The sequence below is a fragment of the Acidovorax sp. NN32 genome, from assembly GCF_057597245.1.
Window position 1 is genome coordinate 2,199,837 of record NZ_CP199679.1, and the last position, 19,907, is coordinate 2,219,743.

General features: G+C 61.3%; 18 protein-coding genes. All 18 read left to right on the forward strand.

Features of this window, described 5'->3' with window-relative positions:
* The first annotated feature begins 6 nt into the window (after window positions 1–6).
* The 18 genes from ACT89O_RS10365 to ACT89O_RS10450 all read left to right on the forward strand — a co-directional run bounded on the left by ACT89O_RS10365 (window position 7) and on the right by ACT89O_RS10450 (window position 19,871).
* Window positions 7–1,053, forward strand: coding sequence for a N4-gp56 family major capsid protein (locus tag ACT89O_RS10365; protein ID WP_487262564.1), 1,047 nt, complete (start codon window positions 7–9; stop codon window positions 1,051–1,053).
* Window positions 1,054–1,099: 46 nt separating this feature from the next.
* Window positions 1,100–1,306 carry a hypothetical protein gene (locus tag ACT89O_RS10370; RefSeq protein ID WP_487262565.1) on the forward strand — a complete coding sequence of 69 codons (207 nt, stop codon included), beginning with the start codon at window positions 1,100–1,102 and terminating at the stop codon, window positions 1,304–1,306.
* A 10-nt stretch (window positions 1,307–1,316) separates the two neighbouring features.
* Entirely contained in the window at window positions 1,317–1,685 is a 369-nt protein-coding gene (locus ACT89O_RS10375; protein WP_487262566.1) for a hypothetical protein, read from the forward strand.
* Between the two features lie 48 nt (window positions 1,686–1,733).
* The gene (locus tag ACT89O_RS10380) at window positions 1,734–2,183 is read left to right on the forward strand and encodes a hypothetical protein (protein ID WP_487262567.1); all 450 of its coding nucleotides are present in this window, start codon (window positions 1,734–1,736) and stop codon (window positions 2,181–2,183) included.
* A gap of 1 nt (window position 2,184) precedes the next feature.
* A complete protein-coding gene (locus ACT89O_RS10385; RefSeq protein ID WP_487262568.1) occupies window positions 2,185–2,844 on the forward strand; it encodes a phage adaptor protein in 660 nt (219 codons plus the stop codon).
* A 1,991-nt stretch (window positions 2,845–4,835) separates the two neighbouring features.
* The gene (locus ACT89O_RS10390; RefSeq protein ID WP_487262569.1) at window positions 4,836–5,969 is read left to right on the forward strand and encodes a hypothetical protein; all 1,134 of its coding nucleotides are present in this window, start codon (window positions 4,836–4,838) and stop codon (window positions 5,967–5,969) included.
* 3 nt (window positions 5,970–5,972) lie between these two features.
* A complete protein-coding gene (locus ACT89O_RS10395; RefSeq protein ID WP_487262570.1) occupies window positions 5,973–7,727 on the forward strand; it encodes a hypothetical protein in 1,755 nt (584 codons plus the stop codon).
* Window positions 7,728–7,745: 18 nt separating this feature from the next.
* The gene (locus ACT89O_RS10400) at window positions 7,746–7,985 is read left to right on the forward strand and encodes a hypothetical protein (RefSeq protein WP_487262571.1); all 240 of its coding nucleotides are present in this window, start codon (window positions 7,746–7,748) and stop codon (window positions 7,983–7,985) included.
* Window positions 7,986–8,548: 563 nt separating this feature from the next.
* On the forward strand, window positions 8,549–9,352 hold the full coding sequence (locus ACT89O_RS10405) for a hypothetical protein (RefSeq protein WP_487262572.1): 804 nt from the start codon (window positions 8,549–8,551) through the stop codon (window positions 9,350–9,352).
* A 9-nt stretch (window positions 9,353–9,361) separates the two neighbouring features.
* Window positions 9,362–10,447, forward strand: coding sequence for a hypothetical protein (locus ACT89O_RS10410; protein WP_487262573.1), 1,086 nt, complete (start codon window positions 9,362–9,364; stop codon window positions 10,445–10,447).
* Window positions 10,448–10,452: 5 nt separating this feature from the next.
* Window positions 10,453–11,328 (forward strand): hypothetical protein, encoded by an 876-nt coding sequence (locus ACT89O_RS10415; RefSeq protein ID WP_487262574.1) that lies wholly within the window; start codon window positions 10,453–10,455, stop codon window positions 11,326–11,328.
* The gene (locus ACT89O_RS10420; RefSeq protein ID WP_487262575.1) at window positions 11,322–12,485 is read left to right on the forward strand and encodes a hypothetical protein; all 1,164 of its coding nucleotides are present in this window, start codon (window positions 11,322–11,324) and stop codon (window positions 12,483–12,485) included. The genes ACT89O_RS10415 and ACT89O_RS10420 overlap by 7 nt, the downstream gene beginning before the upstream one ends.
* Entirely contained in the window at window positions 12,482–14,365 is a 1,884-nt protein-coding gene (locus ACT89O_RS10425) for a hypothetical protein (protein ID WP_487262576.1), read from the forward strand. Before ACT89O_RS10420 ends, ACT89O_RS10425 begins: the two co-directional genes overlap by 4 nt.
* Window positions 14,362–14,799, forward strand: coding sequence for a hypothetical protein (locus ACT89O_RS10430; protein ID WP_487262577.1), 438 nt, complete (start codon window positions 14,362–14,364; stop codon window positions 14,797–14,799). Before ACT89O_RS10425 ends, ACT89O_RS10430 begins: the two co-directional genes overlap by 4 nt.
* Before the next feature lie 2 nt (window positions 14,800–14,801).
* Window positions 14,802–16,604: a hypothetical protein gene (locus ACT89O_RS10435; protein ID WP_487262578.1), complete on the forward strand. Its 1,803-nt coding sequence runs from the start codon at window positions 14,802–14,804 to the stop codon at window positions 16,602–16,604.
* A 62-nt stretch (window positions 16,605–16,666) separates the two neighbouring features.
* Complete coding sequence (locus ACT89O_RS10440) at window positions 16,667–17,104, forward strand: hypothetical protein (protein ID WP_487262579.1); 438 nt, start codon at window positions 16,667–16,669, stop codon at window positions 17,102–17,104.
* A gap of 528 nt (window positions 17,105–17,632) precedes the next feature.
* Window positions 17,633–18,151 (forward strand): hypothetical protein, encoded by a 519-nt coding sequence (locus ACT89O_RS10445; RefSeq protein WP_487262580.1) that lies wholly within the window; start codon window positions 17,633–17,635, stop codon window positions 18,149–18,151.
* Window positions 18,152–18,155: 4 nt separating this feature from the next.
* The gene (locus tag ACT89O_RS10450; RefSeq protein ID WP_487262581.1) at window positions 18,156–19,871 is read left to right on the forward strand and encodes an autotransporter outer membrane beta-barrel domain-containing protein; all 1,716 of its coding nucleotides are present in this window, start codon (window positions 18,156–18,158) and stop codon (window positions 19,869–19,871) included.
* The last annotated feature ends 36 nt before the right edge of the window (window positions 19,872–19,907 follow it).

A 19,907-nucleotide genomic window follows, 5' to 3' on the forward strand; every position in this document is an offset into this window, starting at 1 on the left:
TAGACCATGACAGCATTTACCAGCACCAGCCCAGCAGCTCGCATTGGCAAGCTCAAGGGCGACATCCTCAAGCACGCAATGCCTGCTGAGGTACTTGGCATCACTGGCCAGCAACGCATGACGCCCAAAAATCAGGGCAAGACCGTTTCGCATCGCATGTACCTGCCATATGGTGCTGCGAACACGAACTGGGACACGCGCAATCGCCCAACCGTGGACGCTGCAGCGCATGAACTGCAAGAAGGCGTGACGCCTACGGCAGACAGCCTGACGCCCTACGACATCAACGTGACGCTCAAACAGTACGGCTGTCTGTATGAGCTGACCGATCAGACCGCCGACACCTACGAGGACGACGTCCCCGAGGAAATGAAAAAGCAGTGCGGCGAACGCATCGCCCTGGTGCGCGAAATGATTCGCTGGGGCACGGTGAAGGCTGGCACCAACGTCTATTACGGCGGTGGCGGTTCGACCCGTGTCAGCGTGAACGCAAAGATCACGCTGCCGATTCTGCGCCGCATCAGCCGCAACCTGCAGGCGAACCATGCCAAGCGCATCACCGGCATTCTGGAGCCCAGCGACAAGATCTCCACGCAATCAGTGGAGGCTGCGTACATGGTGTTTGCGCATACCGATGCTGAATCGGACATTCGCGACCTGCCCGGCTTCAAGCACGTCGCTGAATACGGCTCGCGTAAGGTCGCAAGTCCTTACGAAATCGGCTCCTGCGAGAACTACCGGTTCATCCTGTCGCCTGAGTTGGCACCCTATGCCAACGCGGGTGCGGCGGTGGGCGTGACCGGCCTGTACTCCACAGGCGGTGTGAACGTGGATGTGTACCCGTTCGTCGTGGTGGGCGAAGACGCGTGGGGCCAGCATGCCCTGCGTGGCCTGGACGCTATCGACCCAACCTACATACAACCAGGTGTGAAGGACAAGAGCGATCCACTGGGCCAACGCGGCTACGTGGGCGCCAAGTTCTACATGAGCTGCGTGCTGCTCAACGAAGGTTGGATGGCTGTGGCTGAGGTTGGTGTTTCCAGCCTTGCCTGATGAATAGGGGAGGGCTTCGGCCCTCTCCGAACTACGGGAGAACCACATGACCACATCGATCACGCAGCGCATCAACGCTGCCCCGCTGAGCTCCGCCGAATCGCGCGAGCTTCTGGCCTTGTTTTCGTCTGTCCACGCCGATTTGACAGCCCTGGCAACGCAGTTCAACCAGCTGCGCACGGACTACAACGCGAACGCGACCATCGCCACCGACACGACCGCCACGGCCGTGACCCTGAACACCACCGCTTAAGGAGCCCATCATGGCCGACAACTCTGCGGGCCAAACCCGCACCAATTCCGACAAACAAGACTCGCCAGCAATTGCTCGCGGCAAGGTGGTGTATGACGCCACCGCGATCACTGCCACGGAGTACACCCGTGTTCTGACCGGCTTCAAGCCGCGTTACGTGCGCTGGGTCAACCTGACCGACCGCGTGGAAGTGGAATGGTTTGAAGGCATGGATGCAAATACCTGCCTCAAGACCGTGGCCGCAGGCACCCGCACGCTGGAGACAAGCGGCGGCAATGGCGGTGTCACTGTGGATGACAAGGGCTTCCGCGTGCTGCAGAACGCCACGCTGGCCGCAATCTTGGCCTCCAAGACCTGCTACTACGAAGCCCAAGGCTAAACCCCAGCGCCCCGGCTTCGGCTGGGGCGCGCATTCTGGAGAACTTGCATGAGCAGAAAACCCGCAGTGGATGCGACCGACGAATACCTGGGCCGCACGGACAGCATGGAGTTTGGCGTGGTGCCATCCTTCACCGCTGAAATGATCGATGCCCCGGTGACGATGGAAGGCGTTGACCTTGAGGCGTTCATGAATGAGCCTGTGATGGTCACCGTGCTGTCGGGCGGCAAGGATCATGAGGCCGTGTATGTGCCCGTGTCGGTCAACGGCATCACCCAGATGTTCAAGCGCGACACCCCCATGGTGGTCAAGCGCAAGTACGTCGAGCGCCTGGCCCGCGCCAAAGAAACCGGCTACGACCAGACCGTTGATGACCGCCTGGGCGAGCGCATGAACACCTTGCACAACCGGCACAGCCTGCGCTACCCATTCCAAGTGAACCGCGACGACAACCCGCGCGGCGCCGCTTGGCTGCGCTCCATCCTGGCAGGCCGTTGATATGACGCTGTCGGAGTTGATCACGCTGTACCGGGCGCAGGCGCAAGACACAGCAGAGCCGTATTTCTGCTCCGACGAGCTGTTGACCATCTACGCCAACGAAGGCCAGGACGAAGCGTGCCGCCGTGGTCAGCTGCTGCGCGATGCAGCATCGCCCTTGTGCACTGTGGCATACGCGCAGGACGCCGAATCGGTAGCACTCGACTATCGAGTCTGGACCGTTCTGCAGGCGTTCGTGAACGGCCATGAGGTTGACGTCGTGGGCGCCGACGAGATGGCTTCGTTCATGCCCAACTGGACCGCCCAGGCATCCAGTGCGAAGCAGCCGACCAGAGTAGTTACTGGTGTCACCGCTGGCCGCCTGCATCTGTGGCCCATTCCCAGTGATGCCGGACAGATCAAGTTGCACGTTTTGCGTCTGCCGCTCAAGCGCATGGCTCAGAGCGCAGACCGGCCAGAGATCCGCCAGGAAGCACATCCGGCCTTGGTGGAGTGGATGTTGTACCGGGCGTACAGCCGACAAGACGCTGACCTGGGCGACCCAGCCAAGGCCGCGACTGCCCTGCGCAAGTTCGTTGCCGAGTTTGGCGAAAAGCACGGCGCCCGCAATGAGCAGTGGATGCGTGACCGCGACACGCATGCTCCCGGCCCTATAGCCTGACGCCCCCAGTAGGGTTCGCCACAACCCTTCTACAGCGGGAGACTTGGCGGCAAGACACCCCGAAAGGCTCACCGATGTACGGCTACCAGCCACCGGCAGCGCGCCGTCTCGCGCAAACCCCTGAACAATATGCAGACGACGGCCTGGTTGCGCGCATGAAAAGCGCTGATGCCGGGCCTGCTGCTTTTGGCTCGCGTGGCCTGAGCCAGTTGCGCGAAATGGTGCCGCAGATGGCCGCGATGGGCTACCCGCAGCAAGCCGCAGCGCCTGCTCCCGCTCCCGCTCCAGCACCTGTATCTGACCCACGCGTCGCACAGCTGCAAGCCATGATCCCCAAGATGGAGGCCATGGGCTTCCAGAAAATGCCGCTGACGCCGCAGATGCTTGCCCGTGGCGGCATGGTGCGCGGCCCTGGCACCGGAACCAGCGACAGCATCCCCGACGAAGCCGAGCCCGGCACGTACATCATGCCCGCCGACTCCACGGCCGCAATCGGCCCGAGCGCGCTGGAAAAGCTTGGCACGATGCCTGTGCGTCTGAGTGATGGCGAATTCAAGATTCCGCCCGAACAAGTGATGGCGCTGGGCGCTGCTGTGCTCAAACTGTACAAAGACGCCACACACACGCCAGTGAATGGCGAAGACGGCGGGCAGACTGATGCCGAGGTGGAAGGCGATGACGACGCCCGGGGCTTCAACCCAGCAGACCGCATGGCACAGATGCCACAGATGTACGCTGACGGCGGCATGGTGGACCCGAACCGCCCCAACAGCTTCGGTGATGCAGCAGCGGTGACGCGCGACCCTGGTGTGACGGAAGTAGGCGCCGGGTATCAGCCTGGAAACGGCACGTTTAGCGTTGTGCCGTCACGGCCCATCGCAGCACCGGCCCAGACTCAGGCCCCAAATACTGTTGTCAGCATGATCAACCCAGAATGGGACCGAGTCGCCAAACAGCAGAACGGGGTGACTTCTGCACCCCAAAGTTCGGTAGCTGCGCTTACAGCACCTCCTGCTTCCGCAGCGGCACCCACTGCGCCTGCTCCGGCCCAACAACCAGCGCCAGCCATGGGCTGGCAGGCCCGACAGGACCAGCGCAGCGCTGATGTATCGGCTGCATCTATTACCAACCGGCCTGAATGGCGTCGCACACCCCGCCCTCTGTCCTCTACCGGTTTCGCTCCAGCTGCGGACCGACTCGGTGCAATGCCCAACCAACCGCGCCGATATGCGGATGGCGGGATGGTCGAGGACGACCTGAAAAAGCGCTTGGCGCAAATCCCGACAGGCGGAATGCAGGCGCCTCAACCAGACGGCAGCCAGAACAACCCTTTGAACACCGAGATCGGCCGCAACGCCATGAACACGCTTGCCGCATTGCCAGGTGTTGGTGGCTTGGCATCTCGTGGCGGTGCTCAAGTGGCGCGCGCTGCAACTGGGGGCGCTGTCTCTGCGGAGCGTGTGATCCCCGCCGCATGGGAAGTCGTGCAAGAAGGCGGATCTTTGGTAGGCCGCGCAGCATCTGCAGCACCTGCAGCGGGCCAAATCGGCCGCAGTGGCGGCGGTGCATTGACCAGGGCTGCAAGCATGAGCCAGGGCGCTCCGCAGGCCGCGCTATCCGGTACTGGTGGGCAACTTGCAACGCGCGCAGCCGGTGAGGTTGGCGAGGCTGCGGCTGGATTCGCCCCGCGCGCAAGGGCTGCCACGCAATGGGCTGATGTGGTTGAGCCAGCCGCACTGGGCGCACCAACAGTGGGGCAAGGCGCCGCTGCTGCTGGCCAGGCCGCACCAGGCGCTGCGCGAGGCTTTGGCCGGTATGCTGCTGGCGCCGCAGGCTTGGGCGGGGCGACCCTGGTGGCAGGATCGGCTGGCGATAGCGGCGCCAGCCAAGCAGCTCCATCAATGTCGCCATCGCAACCATTCATGCAGCCTGCTGGCACGCCCCAACCCAGCGTGGCGGCACAGAGCCCTGCGGCTGCAGCAATGGGCCAAATGCCAGCTACGCAAAACGCCATCACACGCACTGGCAACAGCTACACCGGCCCGGCAAACATCAGCGGTGATGTGCGGATCAATGGCGCTGCACCAGGCGGTGGGCAAATCAGCGCGCAAAATATGGCCGCAGCTGATTCGTTGGCAGGGCGTCAGGCGCAAGAGTCGCTGGCGCGAGTGCTTGGACAGATGCCCAGCGCCGCCCAGGGTGTGCAAGTGCCGACCATCCGCACCAGCGCCAACGACTGGCAAAGCCGAAACGACCTGCGCAATCTGGAGGTGTCGGCATCCTCAATCACCAACAACGGCGGGCGATTTGACCAAACTGGTGGACGGAATCAAGCCCAGTCCGCCTATCGTGCAGCCCTGGAAACCGACAACGCACTGCGCGCCAGTGCCCCGGGTCTTGCTCAGCAGGCCATGCGCGAGCAGGGCGACACGCAGCGCGCAGGACTGCAGGTGACGGCCAGCGGCTTGAATGCAGCGGCCGACCGCCAAAACGCATTGGAGCGCACGCTGATTGGCGAGCGCGGCGCAAACGCACGGGCCGGGCTGTCTGCTGCGGCAACGCTGGATGCCGCCAGGGTGAAGGCGAATGCGGCAGGTCAAAAGCCATTGACAGAAGATCAAGCCAAGTCGGCGGGCTACGCGCTGCGCATGGACAACGCGCTCAAACTGATCGATGAAGTGGGCAAGACGAACCCAGGAGCCATTCGCCCAGGATTGGCAACGCGCGCAATCAATGCTTTGCCAGAAGGAGCCGCCAACATTCTGAGGTCTGGTGATCGTCAGCGTGTGGAGGCCGCGCAGCTTGATGCGCTAGATGCAGCGCTGACTTTGAACACTGGCGCGGCTTACACCAAGGAGCAGCTGCAAGGCCTGAGTCGCGCCTACTTCGCACAACCCAGCGACGATGATCAGACGGTGCTTGATAAGCAGAAACGTCTACAGAGCCTGATTGAAACAGCCCGTGTGCGTGCTGGTTCTGGGGGCGCTGCAATGATTGATGCAGCGCAGGCAAAGCAGGCTCAGGCGCCGCAAGGCCTGCCATCCGGCATGTCCCGGCAAGTCGGAACTTCAGGCGGCCGGCCGGTCTATGAAGACGCGCAGGGCAATCGATTCATTGGAGGCTGACGCATGGCACTGACCCCATTCACGGGCGAGCTTGACGCGCCTACGGCACCCGGTGGCAGCGCTCCGGCGAAGCTGCAGCCATTCAATGGACAGCTTGATGACGCGCCTGCACCGGCAGCGACCCAGCCCCAGCGCTCCGTGGGGGCCGAACTTGGCCGCCAGGTGGGGTTGACAGCCCGGCACGCCATCACCGGTGTCGCAGCCATCCCCGCGATGGCAGCCGATGCCGTGGCAGGTGTTGCCAACAAAGGGCTTGATGTGGCCATGGGCGAGGGGCAAGGGTTCCGATTCCCCAAGCAGGCCCAGGCGCTGGACAACGCATTGACCAAGGCCGGGCTTCCGCAGCCTGAGACCGCGCAAGAACGATGGGTTGGCGATGCCACATCAGCCCTGGCAAGCGGCGCAGGCGTGATTGGTGTGGGCAATACGCTCGCGAAAGGTGCCGCTACACCTGTGGCACGCGCTGTGGGTGAGACCTTGGCGAAGGGTCCGGGATTTCAGCTTGCCAGTGGTGCCGCCAGCGCAGGCGCGTCCGGCAAAGTCCGAGAAGAAGGTGGAGGTCAAGCTGCGCAGCTGGCTGCAGGCATTGCCGGTGCGATTGCCCCAAACGCGTTGCTGCCACGTCGGGTGCTCACAGACACCGGCCGTCAGACCCGCGCAGCAGCCCAAAAGGCAGCCGAGCAGGGTTATGTGCTGCCACCGGCTGACCTGAGCCCAGGGCTTGTGAGTGAGGCACTGTCCGGGTTCAGTGGAAAGATCAAGACCGCCCAGGTAGCCAGCGCCCGCAATCAGAACGTGTCCAACAGCCTGGCACGCAAAGCACTGGGCGTGGCGGATGACGTGGATTTGAATGTAGACACGCTAGAAAACATCCGGCGTACCGCAGCTGGCGCCTATGCTCCAGTCGCGTCATCTGGTGTTGTGTCCCCGGGCAAGGCCTACTCCAGCGCACTGGACAAGGCGTTGAGCCCGTTCACCAGCCAAGGCAAGTCGTTTCCCGGCGCCAGGGTGCCAAAGGTGGTTGACGATATCAACGCGCTGCGGTCCGGCCAGTTCGACGCAGGCGATGGCCTGAACATGATCCGCACCATGCGCGAGAACGCGGATATTGCCTACCGTGCGGGTGAGGCCATGTCCGGCAAGGCGTACAAGCAGGCCGCCAGCGCCTTGGAAGATGCCATCGAAGATCACTTGAAGAGCTTGGGCCAGCCAGCCGGCGACCTGTTGAAGAACTTCCGCAATGCCCGGCAGACCATCGCAAAGACCTACACGGTTCAGAACGCGCTCAATCCACAGACCGGAAACGTCAACGCCGTGAAGCTGGCTGCGGATCTCGCCAAGGGCAAGCCGCTGACAGACGAATTGCGCACGGTTGCCGAGGCCGGGCAGGCTTTCCCCAAGGCAACGCAAGCGCTCAAAGAGGCGCCAAAGGCAACCAGCCCGCTCGATTGGTTCGGCGGCACTGCTGCGGCTGCAGGGACCGGGAACATTCTGCCGCTGGCTGCAGTAGCGGCAAGGCCTGCTGTGCGTGCGGGGCTGCTTTCGGCGCCCATGCAGCGCTTGGCCATCCGCAACGCCGGGACCGAAGTCACACGGGTTCCCGAGGGTGCGGGCGCGATTGCCACAGGCCTGGCAAGCCGAGCTGGGCAAACTGACGAACCCGCCCCATACCGAAACAGGCTGCAGGCAGCCGCAGCGGCGCGCGAGGTGGGCGGGCGGGTGGTCCCGGTCCCCGGTGGATTCGCCATCCAGCGCTGATGCTGCTACATTTCGCGGATGACCAAGCGTTACGACCCACCGATGAGCTTACGCGAGTCGGAAAACCTGCTGCAAAGTGCTGAAAACTGGGAGGCAACCAAGCGCGGGTGGATTGCCGACTTTGGCATTTTGGCCCTGGTGCTTGGCGCCATTGCGGTTGGAACTCTGCTTTTCTTTGGCTTGGCCGCTGTTGCTGGTTCTGTTGTCGCGGTCATTGTCACTGTGGTGGCTGTGCTGTACTGGCACGACAAGAAGTAGCTGCCGTTCAGTGAAAACGAAGCCCGCTGAGTGCGGGCGTTTCATGTCTCCTTACGGGCAAACCCAGTTTGGTCCAGCACGATGGCAAGTCCTGCCATCCGGGGCTGTCAAGAATTCGGGGCCGTTGCGGTGGTATACCCGTCCAACGTTGTCAAAGCAAAAGCCTGGTTCGCACCTTGTGATGTTGCCATATGGCTGCGGGGCAGGCTGCCGTTGAGGCAGTGTTTGCACGACAGGCGGGGCGTCGTTTGTTCCGCAGAACCGGTTGATTTTTTCCTGTTCAGTTCGGTAGCGCTCGTTTCGCTGCTCTGGCGTCAACCCCATCGACGTTCCAGTGAACTCCATTTCACGTTTGGCCTTCCGGCACTCGTAAGGATTGGCTTGCGCTGTCGCCGAGACCGAAACCGTGGCCAGCACGGAAGCGGCAACCATATAGCTTAGTAGTTTCATTTTTCACCTCCGGGCACCACTCTAGCACCGGCCAATCTGCCCCCCAGTAGGGTTCGCGCCTTCGTGCCATCCCCGGAACACTGCAATGAACCAACATTGCAGGAGCTCCGGCCATGGCCAACACCTCATACCCCAAGGGTGCCCAGAAGATGCTGAGCGCCAGCATCGACTTCATTGATGACACCATCAAGGTTGCGCTCGTGTCATCCAGCTACACGTTCAGCACGGCGCATGAGTTCGTTTCTGACCTTTCCACGACACGCATTGCCACTGACCAAACGCTTGCAAGCAAGTCAGTGACTGGCGGTGTGCTGGACGCCGACGACTTGAACTATGGCGCCATTGCGCCTGGCAGCACGATCAAAGCCCTGGTGGTCTACAAAGACACCGGCAACGCATCGACCTCGCCGCTGCTGTTCTATTTCGACACGGTAACCGGGCTACCGGCTGCGACCAATGGTGGCGTGATCACGGTCCCGTGGAGCAACGATGTCAAGAAGATCGCTCGCATCACCCTGCCGTTCTTCCCGAAGGGTGCCGAAAAAGTCTTGGCAGGAAGCATCAACTTCTCCAGCGACACCCTCAAGGTACGCCTGCTGCCTTCATCCTACGTTTACGACGCCGGGCATGAATTCTTGTCCAGCGTCAGCGCAGGCGTTGGTACAGACCAGACGCTGGCGAGCAAGTCCGTCGCTGATGGCGTGTTTGATGCTGATGATGCCGCATTTGGTGCCATCGCATCGGGCTCCACCATTGGCTCGGTGCTGATCTACAAGGATACGGGTGACTCTGCAACGTCCCCGCTGCTGATCCTTTTCACGGACACCGTGGGCCTTCCGTATGCCACCAATGGAGCGAACTACACCCAGCAATGGAGCAGCGGCGCGGCGAAGATCTTCCGCCTGGTGCCAGCTTAAGGAGCGGCCATGCTGCATCAGTTCAGCAACAACGCGGAGACGACGCTCGCCGCCACTTTCACCGATTCGACGGATACCTCCATGGTGGTGTCTGGTGATGACACGGCAGAAGGTACGTTTGCTGCGTTTTTGAGCAGCGGACAACCTGCGACCCTCACCCATGCTTCGTTTCCTGGCATGTATGAGGTGGTGCTGATTACGGGGCAGGCCGGGACTACGTTCACCGTCGTCCGAGAGTATGAGGGCGTCGCCCAGGCGTGGCCCATCGGCACTTTGGTGTCTGCACGCATCACGGCGAAGGTGCTTGACTACTTTCTTCAACGTGACCCGCAGACGGGAGCAGTTTCCGCCCCGGGTGGGGCTACTTCCTTTTTGCTTGGTGGCGGCGCGATTTCCAGTGACGTTCGAGACAGCAATGCCCTCGTGGTAGGCGGAAGGTCAAGAATCATTGACGGGGTCCAGCTATCCGGCTGGAACACTCTGCAACTTCTGCGTTCACAGTCCGGCACGGGAGTGTTCGACAGCAATTTCGCCAATGAATCGGTGGGCGGGAGTATTCCTGTTGACCTCGGGGTTGCTGACGCATGGGACGACGACACCCCGCGAGGCAGAAGCGCCGTGGTTGCTCCTACGACGCCGGATGGCAACCAATACTGGCTCGATATTACCGACGTGAACGCCTCTGGGGTCAGCAGTGTTGCTGGCGAGCCCACTTGGAACACCACTGGCGCGACGCCAGTTGGTGATAGCGCATCGTGGTATCCAACGGCGTTGCCTGTGGACATCAGTACAGGCGAGTTGCGCAATGTGCTGATTACAGAGGTGGGGTTCATCGCCTACAAGTACACGGCTGCAGCCCCGCCCGTGGTGGATATTGGCACCGACGCCGCGCCGACGCGGTTTGCAGATTCCGTGACCCTGAGCCAAATCACTGGTGATGGTTGCGTGCACCGCATACCACTGACCACTGGCGGCCAGATGGTTGTTGGTGAGGGCTTGCGTTTTCGCGTGGATACAGCGGCTTCTGGCGGACGCTGCATGGGGCGCTTCTACTGGCGCGGCATCTTCGTTGAGCTGGATGAGTACAGCGCCTAGAAGCAATGAGCTATCCCCTCATCAACGGCGCGGCGATCAACGGTACAGGCGGCGGTGACATTGTTCTTTTGCCACCTGGACTTGACCTGCTTGCGGCCGGGACACACACAGCCGTTGGCAGTACAGACGCCGGGGATGGAGAGCCGCTGGAATTTGGAGACGCGAGCCTCATGTATGCACTAGAGCCGGACGGACTTGATCTTCTGGATCATGGTGTGCACCTTGGGTTCTACGACCCAGTTCTTTCTCCGCCTGGCTTGGACATCCTCCAGCATGGGACACCCGTCATGGTGGTGAATCCTGTGGCTGGAGACGCGGATGTGATGGAGTTCGGCGCCCTGTCGCTGCAGATTGGATCTCCAATCCATGCACGCCCGGCAAGCCTTGACCTCCTGACATACGGGCTGCATGTGGCTGATGTAGGCGGCGTTCTGCCACCACCTATGACGGGTATTGGTGTGAGTGCGCGTCCGCTGGAGTTTGGGATGCCAAGCATGGCGCCAGGGCCTTATGCGGCTGTGGCTGGCGGGTTGGAGCCGCTGGAGCTTGGCGCGCCGACTCTGGGAGTGGCGACCATCGCTGGCGCCGCCGAACCACTGGAGTTTGGGGACTTCGCTTCAGGCATGGCCACTATCGCCGGTGCTGCATGGCCGCTGGAACTTGCAGTTCCCGGAATTGGTATGGCATTTGCGGTCAGTGGGATGGATCTGCTGACGGCGGGAGTGCATCGAGCTGTCGGCGGGGACATGGCTGCCGTGGCCGGGAATGCTGCGCCATTGGAGCTAGGCAATCACGGTCCTATCGGTTTTGCGACGATCACGCGGCAGAAATTCCCCTTGGAGATCGGCGCCGTATCCATTCACAGGGGCGTGTCATGCTGACATTCGAGGCCTTCACCGGCATCAATAACGTGCTGCCCGAGCTTCGGATGACGGGCAGCGACCTGGTCGCAGCAACTGATGTGGATATTGGGCTGACGGGCGAGATCAATCGCCGAGACGGCTTCACGGAATCTGCCGACATCTGCCACAAGAACATCCATCAAGCCGCAGGGTTTATGCTGGCCACCACGGGGAGCGCATTGATCGCCATCCACCCGGGCGGCGCGCAGCATGTGATTCACCCCGCCCTTGGGCCTGGCCGCGTCTGGTATTGCAACCTGCCTGACGGCCGCACGACCTACACCAATGGGCTGATCCATGGCGTAACCGATGGGCTCACGGGCCGGGACCGCAGCGTTCCGGCTCCAGCGTCATTGGGGTTCCATGATGATGCTTTTGGCGAACTGTTCCCAGGCTCCTACCGCTACCACCTGACGCATGTGCGTCTGTCGGACCGGCTGGAAAGCCCTGCCATCAGTTCAGAGCCGATTTCCATCAACAGCGGTTTCCGATTGGACGGACTGCCGCAGCTGAATGGTCACGCCATCAATGTCTACCTTAGCGGTTTGAACGGGGAGGGCGGCTACCTTGCGGGTGCCACCGCCACGGGAAGTTTCGAGTACACCGGCAACAACGCGGCGCTGGTGCTGCCCTGCAGAACACTGGGCGCGCAGTCGTTCCCGGTGGGCACATACACGGCGTTCTGGCGCGGTCGCGTGCTCGCCGCTGTCGGCAATGCGTTGTGGGCCAGCCGTCCGAATGCGCCGCACCTCTCGGACTGGCGGGACTTCAAGCAAATGGTTGGCGAGATTACCGCCATCCAACCTGTTGACGATGGGATCTATGTTGGCACGGACAAGGATCTGTTTTTCTTGTCTGGCATTACATGGGATGCATTGGCGCTCATTCCCACGAAGCGCGGTGCCGTGGTGCCAGGCTCTGGCGTCTCAGCTCCGGGCGACCGCCTGAAACTAGGCGACGGCACGGGCGGCGGTGCGGCCATGCTGTGCATTGCCGGTGAGGGAATCGTTGCTGGGTTCAACGGCGGCCAGACATACAGCCTGACCGGGGACCGCTACAAGACCGCAGCCACGGAAGTCTGCGCGACGTTTCGCGAGATCGACGGCGTGCCCCAATACCTGGCGGTTCCGCAATGAGCATCTGGAATCCACTGGTGTTTACGCCAACGGGCAACCCGGTGCCTGCTGCCGCGCCGCCAGCGCTGCGTGTCTATGGCGAGGCGACGGCTGAGCAGCGCGCCATGGCTCAAGTGTCCTTTGCGAACTTCTGCAACAGCTCCCGCGTGAGCGTGGTGGCAAACCCCATCGTTACCGGGTGGCTGGCGGACGGGTCGCGCTACCGCATCGTCGTGATTGGCCCGCAGACGATCATGGAGATCTGGCCGCAGGGTCAAGACGACGACCTCCGCCGCAGTGGTATCGGCCTGTCGCTCACGATGCTGGACGGCGGATTGGTCGCTGGGCACATCCACAAAGATGAAGATCGGCCGCAACCGTACATTCTGACGCCGCGAGTGCGCAAAGGGACGCGCATCACAACGGGGAAATGGCGCGTGCGCAAGGTAGATGGCTACTCTGGCGGCAAGGGGATTTGGGTCAGCAAGTCTGGCAAAAAGTCTGTGACGGCATTCGGTGGCGTGAGCTATGACATCGACCTGAAGGAGCAGCCATCTTTCGAAAGGCGTTTTGGGACGAACACCCGCGCCTACTGGATGCGAAGCTTTACATCAGGCCCCGGAATCTATACCGATAACGAAAAACGGGTTGGCTCTCTACAGGGCGACTACGACACCGTGCCTTTCTTCCGCCTGGCGTCTGACGGTACGGTTTGGCTCATGCAGATCACCGCTGAATTCGACCCAGCGCGGTTGCGGCTGCATGGTGAGCCGTACGACGCCAGTGCCCCAGAGTCGATTCTGCCGATTGGGCCGCTGCGCTTTGAAATGGAGATCCCGGCAGGCCATTCCTTGATCTGGCAAACCCTCTCTGTTTCGCCCAACGGCAATACAGCTCGGTTGATGATGCGCCGCGCGTCCGATGACAAGTATGTGAAAACTGACCTGCGGATCTCGGATGACGCCCTGGCCATCGTGTCTACGAATGCTGTGGGCTCATCAATTCCAGGCTCTTATTCATCCACAACTGTGGGTTCCGGTGGCGCCGGTCTTACCACGACCACCGAACATTACACACCATCGTGGGAGTTGGTGGCGGGCGGGTATGGGTACGACGGCCGCGGCGGGCAAACGGACTTCACGCTGCGCTACCCAACGGGCGGGAACAGCGGGACAAGTATCACATCGACATTCCGCGCCTACACCACGGAAGAGAACTACTACAAGGAAGAAACCACCATCACTGGCTCTATCAATGATGTGTTCCCCGGCCCTTCCATTACCTGGGGCGACAACCTTCTGCAGTTCAATAGCGGGTCTCTGACATTTGCGCGGAACGTGCAAAACATCACTGAGAACTTCACTCCGCCTGACGGAACGCCGTACACACTGGCGTCTAACCAAGGCACAGAAATCAGAACGCGCATAGAGAGCGGCATGCTGATCCTGTTTGTTGACCTGACGATAGATTTGCATGTGCTCTACCGGCCACGCCGCCAGGCGGTTGTCGTCACGGTAATCGACAACACATCCGACAACAGGACGTCACCCCCAACGGTGGTTGATGGCGGCTCCGAAACCACGACCGAATCATTTTCGCGTCAGTTGACCGTGGTTCATAAAGGTGTCGAGTTTTTCAAGCTGGAAGAGTCGGTCCCAACGATGGACGACCTGCAGAGCCGCCAGTTTGTGGTGTCACAAGCAGCGGACCCGCTGACCGGCGCAGTGTGCATCAACATCCTTGAGCTTGACATCGCGGCTGGCATCTTTGCCCCGCCGCTGCGCAGCTGGATCATCCTTGCCGATGACGTGAGCGCCAAGTTTCTTCACGAGGTGATGGATGTGCAGGAAGGCACCGACATCCGTGTAAAGAACGATTCAACCTTGCTATCCGTCGTATGAAAACCATCGTCTGCAACACTCTCAACGGTGCGGTGTCCGAGTACACGCGCTTCGCTTTTCAGAGCATCACGCCTACACACGGAGGCTCAGCAACTGGGCTTTACGAGTTCGGTGGCGATACCGACGACGGCCTGCCCATCGTGTCGAACATCCGGCTGCCAGCCACGCTGCGCGAGTCCACGCTAAAGCACGCCATTGAGATGGTGTACCTGTCCATGCGCGGCTGCGGGAGCGCGCGGTTCACTGTGCATGGCGCACAGCAAAGCTGGCATTACCCGTTCCCGATGCGGTCCAGCGGAGAGACACGCTGCCCCGTTGGACGCGGCATCCGCGAGAACTATCTGGGCTTTGGCCTGAGCAATCCGGCCGGGCAGGCTTTCACGCTTGATCGCGTTGAAGTCCTCAATCGTCAATCGAAAACACGGAGGGTCTAACCATGGCCGACGCAACCAGCAGTGCAGCAGAAATCGTCAACGACAAATACGACCGGTCCATCGACTTGGCCGACGCCGCCACGGAGGCCGTTGAAGGGTTTCAGGCAGCATTGAATGCCAGCGTGTACCAGCCGCCCACGATCAGCGTGACCTGGAACACGCTGCCAGCTCCGAACCTGCCTCCCATCCCGGATCTGCCGGATCTGCCGGAGATTGACCTTTCCATCCCAGGAGGGATGCCGTCCGCGCTGACCGACACCGTGGGAAACGTGCAAATCGATGATTTCGACATCGAGATGCCGACACTGAACTTCCCCGCCGCGCCGGCCCTGACTATCGGCACGGCGCCCACGCTGCCCGAGGTGCGCGACGTGGCCTTGCCAGATGCGCCCACGGTCATCCTGCCGGATGCGCCGGAGTTCCTGACGCTGCAGACCCACAGCTTTGGTGGGATCAACCTGCACGAAGACTGGTTGGACAAGCTGGACGACATTCCGGAACTGTCGGTTCTGCAGCCAGCGCCGTTCGCCTATTCGCCCGGCGCGCGGTACGCCAGCCAGTTGCTGGACAACCTCAAGGCCACGCTGAATGCTCGTATCCAGGGTGGAACCGGGCTGGCCCCTGCTGTGGAGCAGGCGATCTGGGACCGCTCGCGCGACCGCGAAACGCAGATTGCCCTGGCGAAAGAGCAGGAGGTCCTGCGCGCATCCGAAGCGCTGGGCTTCGCGCTGCCATCGGGTGTGCTGGCCGGGCAACTGGCAGATGCACGCCGCGAGTACAACGACAAGCTGTCCGGCCTGTCGCGCGATATCGCCATCAAGCAAGCCGAGCTTGAGCAGGCCAATCTGCAGCAGGCGACGACCCTGGCGCTGCAGCTGGAATCCACATTGCTGGATGACGCCTACAAGCTGGAAGTCATGGCCGTGGACCTTGCCAAGACCGCCGCCGACAACGCCATTGCCTGCCACAACGCGGCATTGGAGCAATACAAGGCTTTGCTGGCTGGGTATCAGGCCTATGCATCGGCCTATCAGACAGTTATTCAGGCCGAGTTGAACAAGGTCGAGGTATTCAAGGCTCTGCTGCAAGCCGAACAGACCAAGGCCGACATCAACCGGTCTCTGGTGGAGCGCTACAAGGCCGAGATCGAAGGCTCCATGGCCGCCGTGCAAATCTACCAAGCCCGCGTTGGAGCTGCAAAGACGCTGGTGGAACTGGAGGGCACGCGCATTCAGGCCGGGGCCGAGCAGGTCAAAGCCTTTGTTGCCACGGTCAATGCCGAAACAGCGAAGTCGGAGATGTACAAGGCCACGATCAGCGCCGAGGCTACCAAGGTCGAAGCCGTTGGCACGCTGGCCCGCGCTTACGGTGCAAAGGTCGGAGCCCAGGCCGAGCGCGCGCGCGTGGAGATTTCCAAGCTGCAGGTCAAGCTGGCCGCGAAGGGCTTGGAGTGGGACGGCTGGAAAGCCCAGCTGTCGGCCTCGACCTCGCAGGTCGAAGCAGCATCGCGCAAATCCGCCGTCATGGTGGATGGATACCGCGCCGGGGCGAGTGCTGCAGAAGCCCAGTCAGGCGCTATCTCCCGCATCTGGGAGTCGAACATGAAGCAGTACGAGGCGGGCAAGAGTATTGCCGCTCAGATTGCCAAGGCCAACACGGACGCGGTGTTGCACACGAACGATGCCCGCATGGAAGCCGCGAAGGTGGGGCTCACCACGTCATCGCAGCGCCTGGCCAGTGCATGGGCCATGGTCAGCGCGAATGCCTCGATCAGCGGCAGCGCATCGCTCAGCCAGACAATTTGATCCTGGTGCTAAACCCCCAGTAGGGTTGGCGCCAAAAGGCGGGCGCCGGAACACTGCGGGGCATGACGATCACGCCCGCCAGCCTCAGCCTGCCCATCATCCAAGGCGCCACCTTTGATGAGGCGTTGGAGCGCAGCTTTTTCCCGTACGACACCGAATGGGTGTGCGGCCAGCTTGTCCGAGCTGACACTGGCGCGCCAGTCAATGAGGCTGACCGCGTGCTGGAGGACTACACAGGCTGCTCTGCAGAGGTGCAGCTGCGGCACCCTGAAACCAATGCGCTGATCAAGACACTTTCCACGGCAAATTCCGGCATCGTGCTGGACGCCGACACGCTGCGGCTGTTCATAAGCCACACCGACACCGCAGCGCTGGTGTACGGGGAAACAGCCCCGGCGTGGACGTACGCCGTTGGACACGTCGAAGTCACGCGCGCTGACGGCACCCGCGAGCGCCAGTATTCGATCACATTCCCCCTGAATCCGGAGCTGACGGTGTGAGCACGGTAGTCGATCCGTCGTCTGATCCAGTTGTCGTACGGCAATCCACATCGGCCGTCGTCGTAGTGGAGCGCACGCGCGCAGTTGTGGTGGCGCCGCAAACCGGGCGTGGTTCAGTGGTGGTCTCGCGTGGCGGCACGGGGCGACCAGGGCCGCCAGGCCAGTCTGGCGCAAGTTACCTCACCTATGTGTCAGACGGTGCATTAGGCGGTCAGCGTGTTGTGCGGGCCACCACGGGTGGAAAGGTCGGCTACGTGGACCCCAGCGACCCAGCCCAAGCGCACGCGGCAATCGGTTTGACCATGGGCGCCGCAGTAGATGGCGCGTCCATCAATGTGCAGTTCTCCGGCGAGATGTCAGAACCCGGTTGGTCGTGGACTGCTAACCAGCCGATTTTCGCTGGCGCCAACGGTATCCCAACGCAGACACCTCCAGCAACCGGGTTTCAGGCCGCCATCGGCGTAGCGATATCCGCCACGGCAATGGTCATTCAGATCAAGTCCCCCATCGTTTTATAGGAGCACCATCATGGGCACTGCATCAAGCAAGAAATTCATCAAGAACAACGCGGGCACGCTGACCGAGGAAGCCGCGCTGCTGGACAGCGCCGGGGCGGGAGACGCTAACAAGATCCCCGCGCTGGACGCCAGCGGGCGCCTTGATTCGTCTTTCATGCCGACTGGCATCGGCGCAGACACTGCATCTATCGCGTCTAGCGAGAACCTTGCTGCCGGTGATTTGGTGAATGTCTGGAACGATTCAGGCACAGCCAAAGTGCGCAAGGCAGACGCAACGACTGCGGGCAAGGAGGCCCACGGCTTCGTGCTTGCCGCAGTCACAAGCCCCGCCAATGCCACGGTGTACTTTGAGGGCACCAATGCGCAGGTCACAGGACTGACGGCAGGGCCGCTTTTCTTGGGGACAACGGCTGGCGCTTGCGTTGGTACTGCGCCCAGCGGTTCTGGCAACGTGGTGCAGCGTGTTGGCCTAGCAACCGCCGCAGCGTCGATGAACTTCGAGGCTGGTCAACCGATCGTTTTGGCTTGATCACATGGCGACTCGTCGGCCGCTTTCTATGGTTTCTGGGCTCCTTCGGGAAGTCCCAGACACCGACACCCTGCCCACCGCGATTCAAGGATTCACGGCGGCCGGTAGCGGCGCGGTCGCCCGCACACTCCAGGACAAGGGTCGCGATGTAGCCAGTGTGAAGGATTTTGGGACCGGTGTTGGGACTGGCAATGACACTATCGACACAGCTGCATTTCAAGCTGCTTTGGCTGTCGAGAAATCCGTTTATGTGCCGCCAGGTTCATACTTTGTGGCGGATAAACTGACCATTGGAGCCCTTGCCAATCAGTGTCTATATGGGTCATCGCGCGGAGCGACAACCATTACCTCGACATCTACCACCCAGCCTTTAATCTATTTCGTAGGATCTACGGCTGGGCTGTCGCTGCGCGGGCTAACGCTAGACCGCAATGTGACGCCAACTAGCACCGCACATGGCATAGATTTCAACCGCATCGGCGAAGGCCGCATTGACGACATAGAGGTTCTTAACCACTACTACGGCGCCTACTTGGGTGAGGCGGGTTTCAGCAGCATCAAAAACTCGCGCATCTGCAAAAACTATAGCGACGGCATCCGCATGCACACCGGTTCCACGGGTCAGCTCCAGTGGTCATTGCACAAGATGCTCATTGACCAGAACGATGGGAACGCCCTGGCCGTCTACGCCATTGGGTCGGCCGCGTCGTCCAGCCTTGGCGAGTGGGACATGATTTCCACCTTTGCCAACACTGGGTATGGCATCTTGGTGGAGGGGGCATCTGGAAAGGCCATCCATGGTGTGCGCCTGCGTGCATCTTTCTTGGGCCAGGACGGCAACTCGGAAATCCGTCTGAATACCTACGGCGGCCACCACAAGATCACCGACAACTTCGTGGAGCTTGCGGGCACCGGGCCTACTGGGCGAACGCTTGCCACCTCTGCAAGCAATGTGGGCATTGGCATTCAGGCCACAGCCAACAATGAAGAAGTTTCGATCATCGCCAATCGCGTCAGCGGCTGCTCGCACAGCGGCATCAAGACGCAGGCGGCCGAAGCCATCATTGAGGCCAACAACGTCATCAATTGCGGCGTAGCCTTGACATCTGGCGAACGAACCGGCATTCGGATTGTGTCGGGCAATGCCACGGTGACGGGCAACACGTCCATGAATGTGAATGGCGCCACCTACCAGCAGTTCGGCTTCTACAACGACACCGACACGGTGCACATGGTTGCCAACAAGGGATCGGGTAACACAGTTCTCGACTTCGACGGCGTTGCCACGGTCAACAGCGTGAAGATCGCCAACATTGGGTCAACCGCGAACAACCTGGCTGGCGCATTGAAGGTATCCGGCAACCTGACCACAACCAGCGGCCTGATTGGCTACGATGCTGGTGCAGGTGGGACAGTCACACAGGCCACCGACAAGAGTACCGGTGTCACGCTGAATAAGTCCTCTGGCGTGATCACGATGAACAACGCGGCCCTTGCCAATGGCGGTGTTGCGACGTTCACTCTGACGAACTCTCTCATTGGCGCGAACGATGTGGTGTACGCGAACCCTGTTGGGTTTGGCGGTCCGTATCGAGTTACCGCCGCGAACCACACAGGCTTGGGCGGCTCTTGCCAGATCACAGTACAAAACAGCAGCGGAGGATCTTTGTCTGATGCGCTGAAAATTAGCTTTGTGGTTTTTAAGGTTGCGACCACCTAATCAGACCCCTTGATGGCCTGGTTTCCTGTCCTTTGC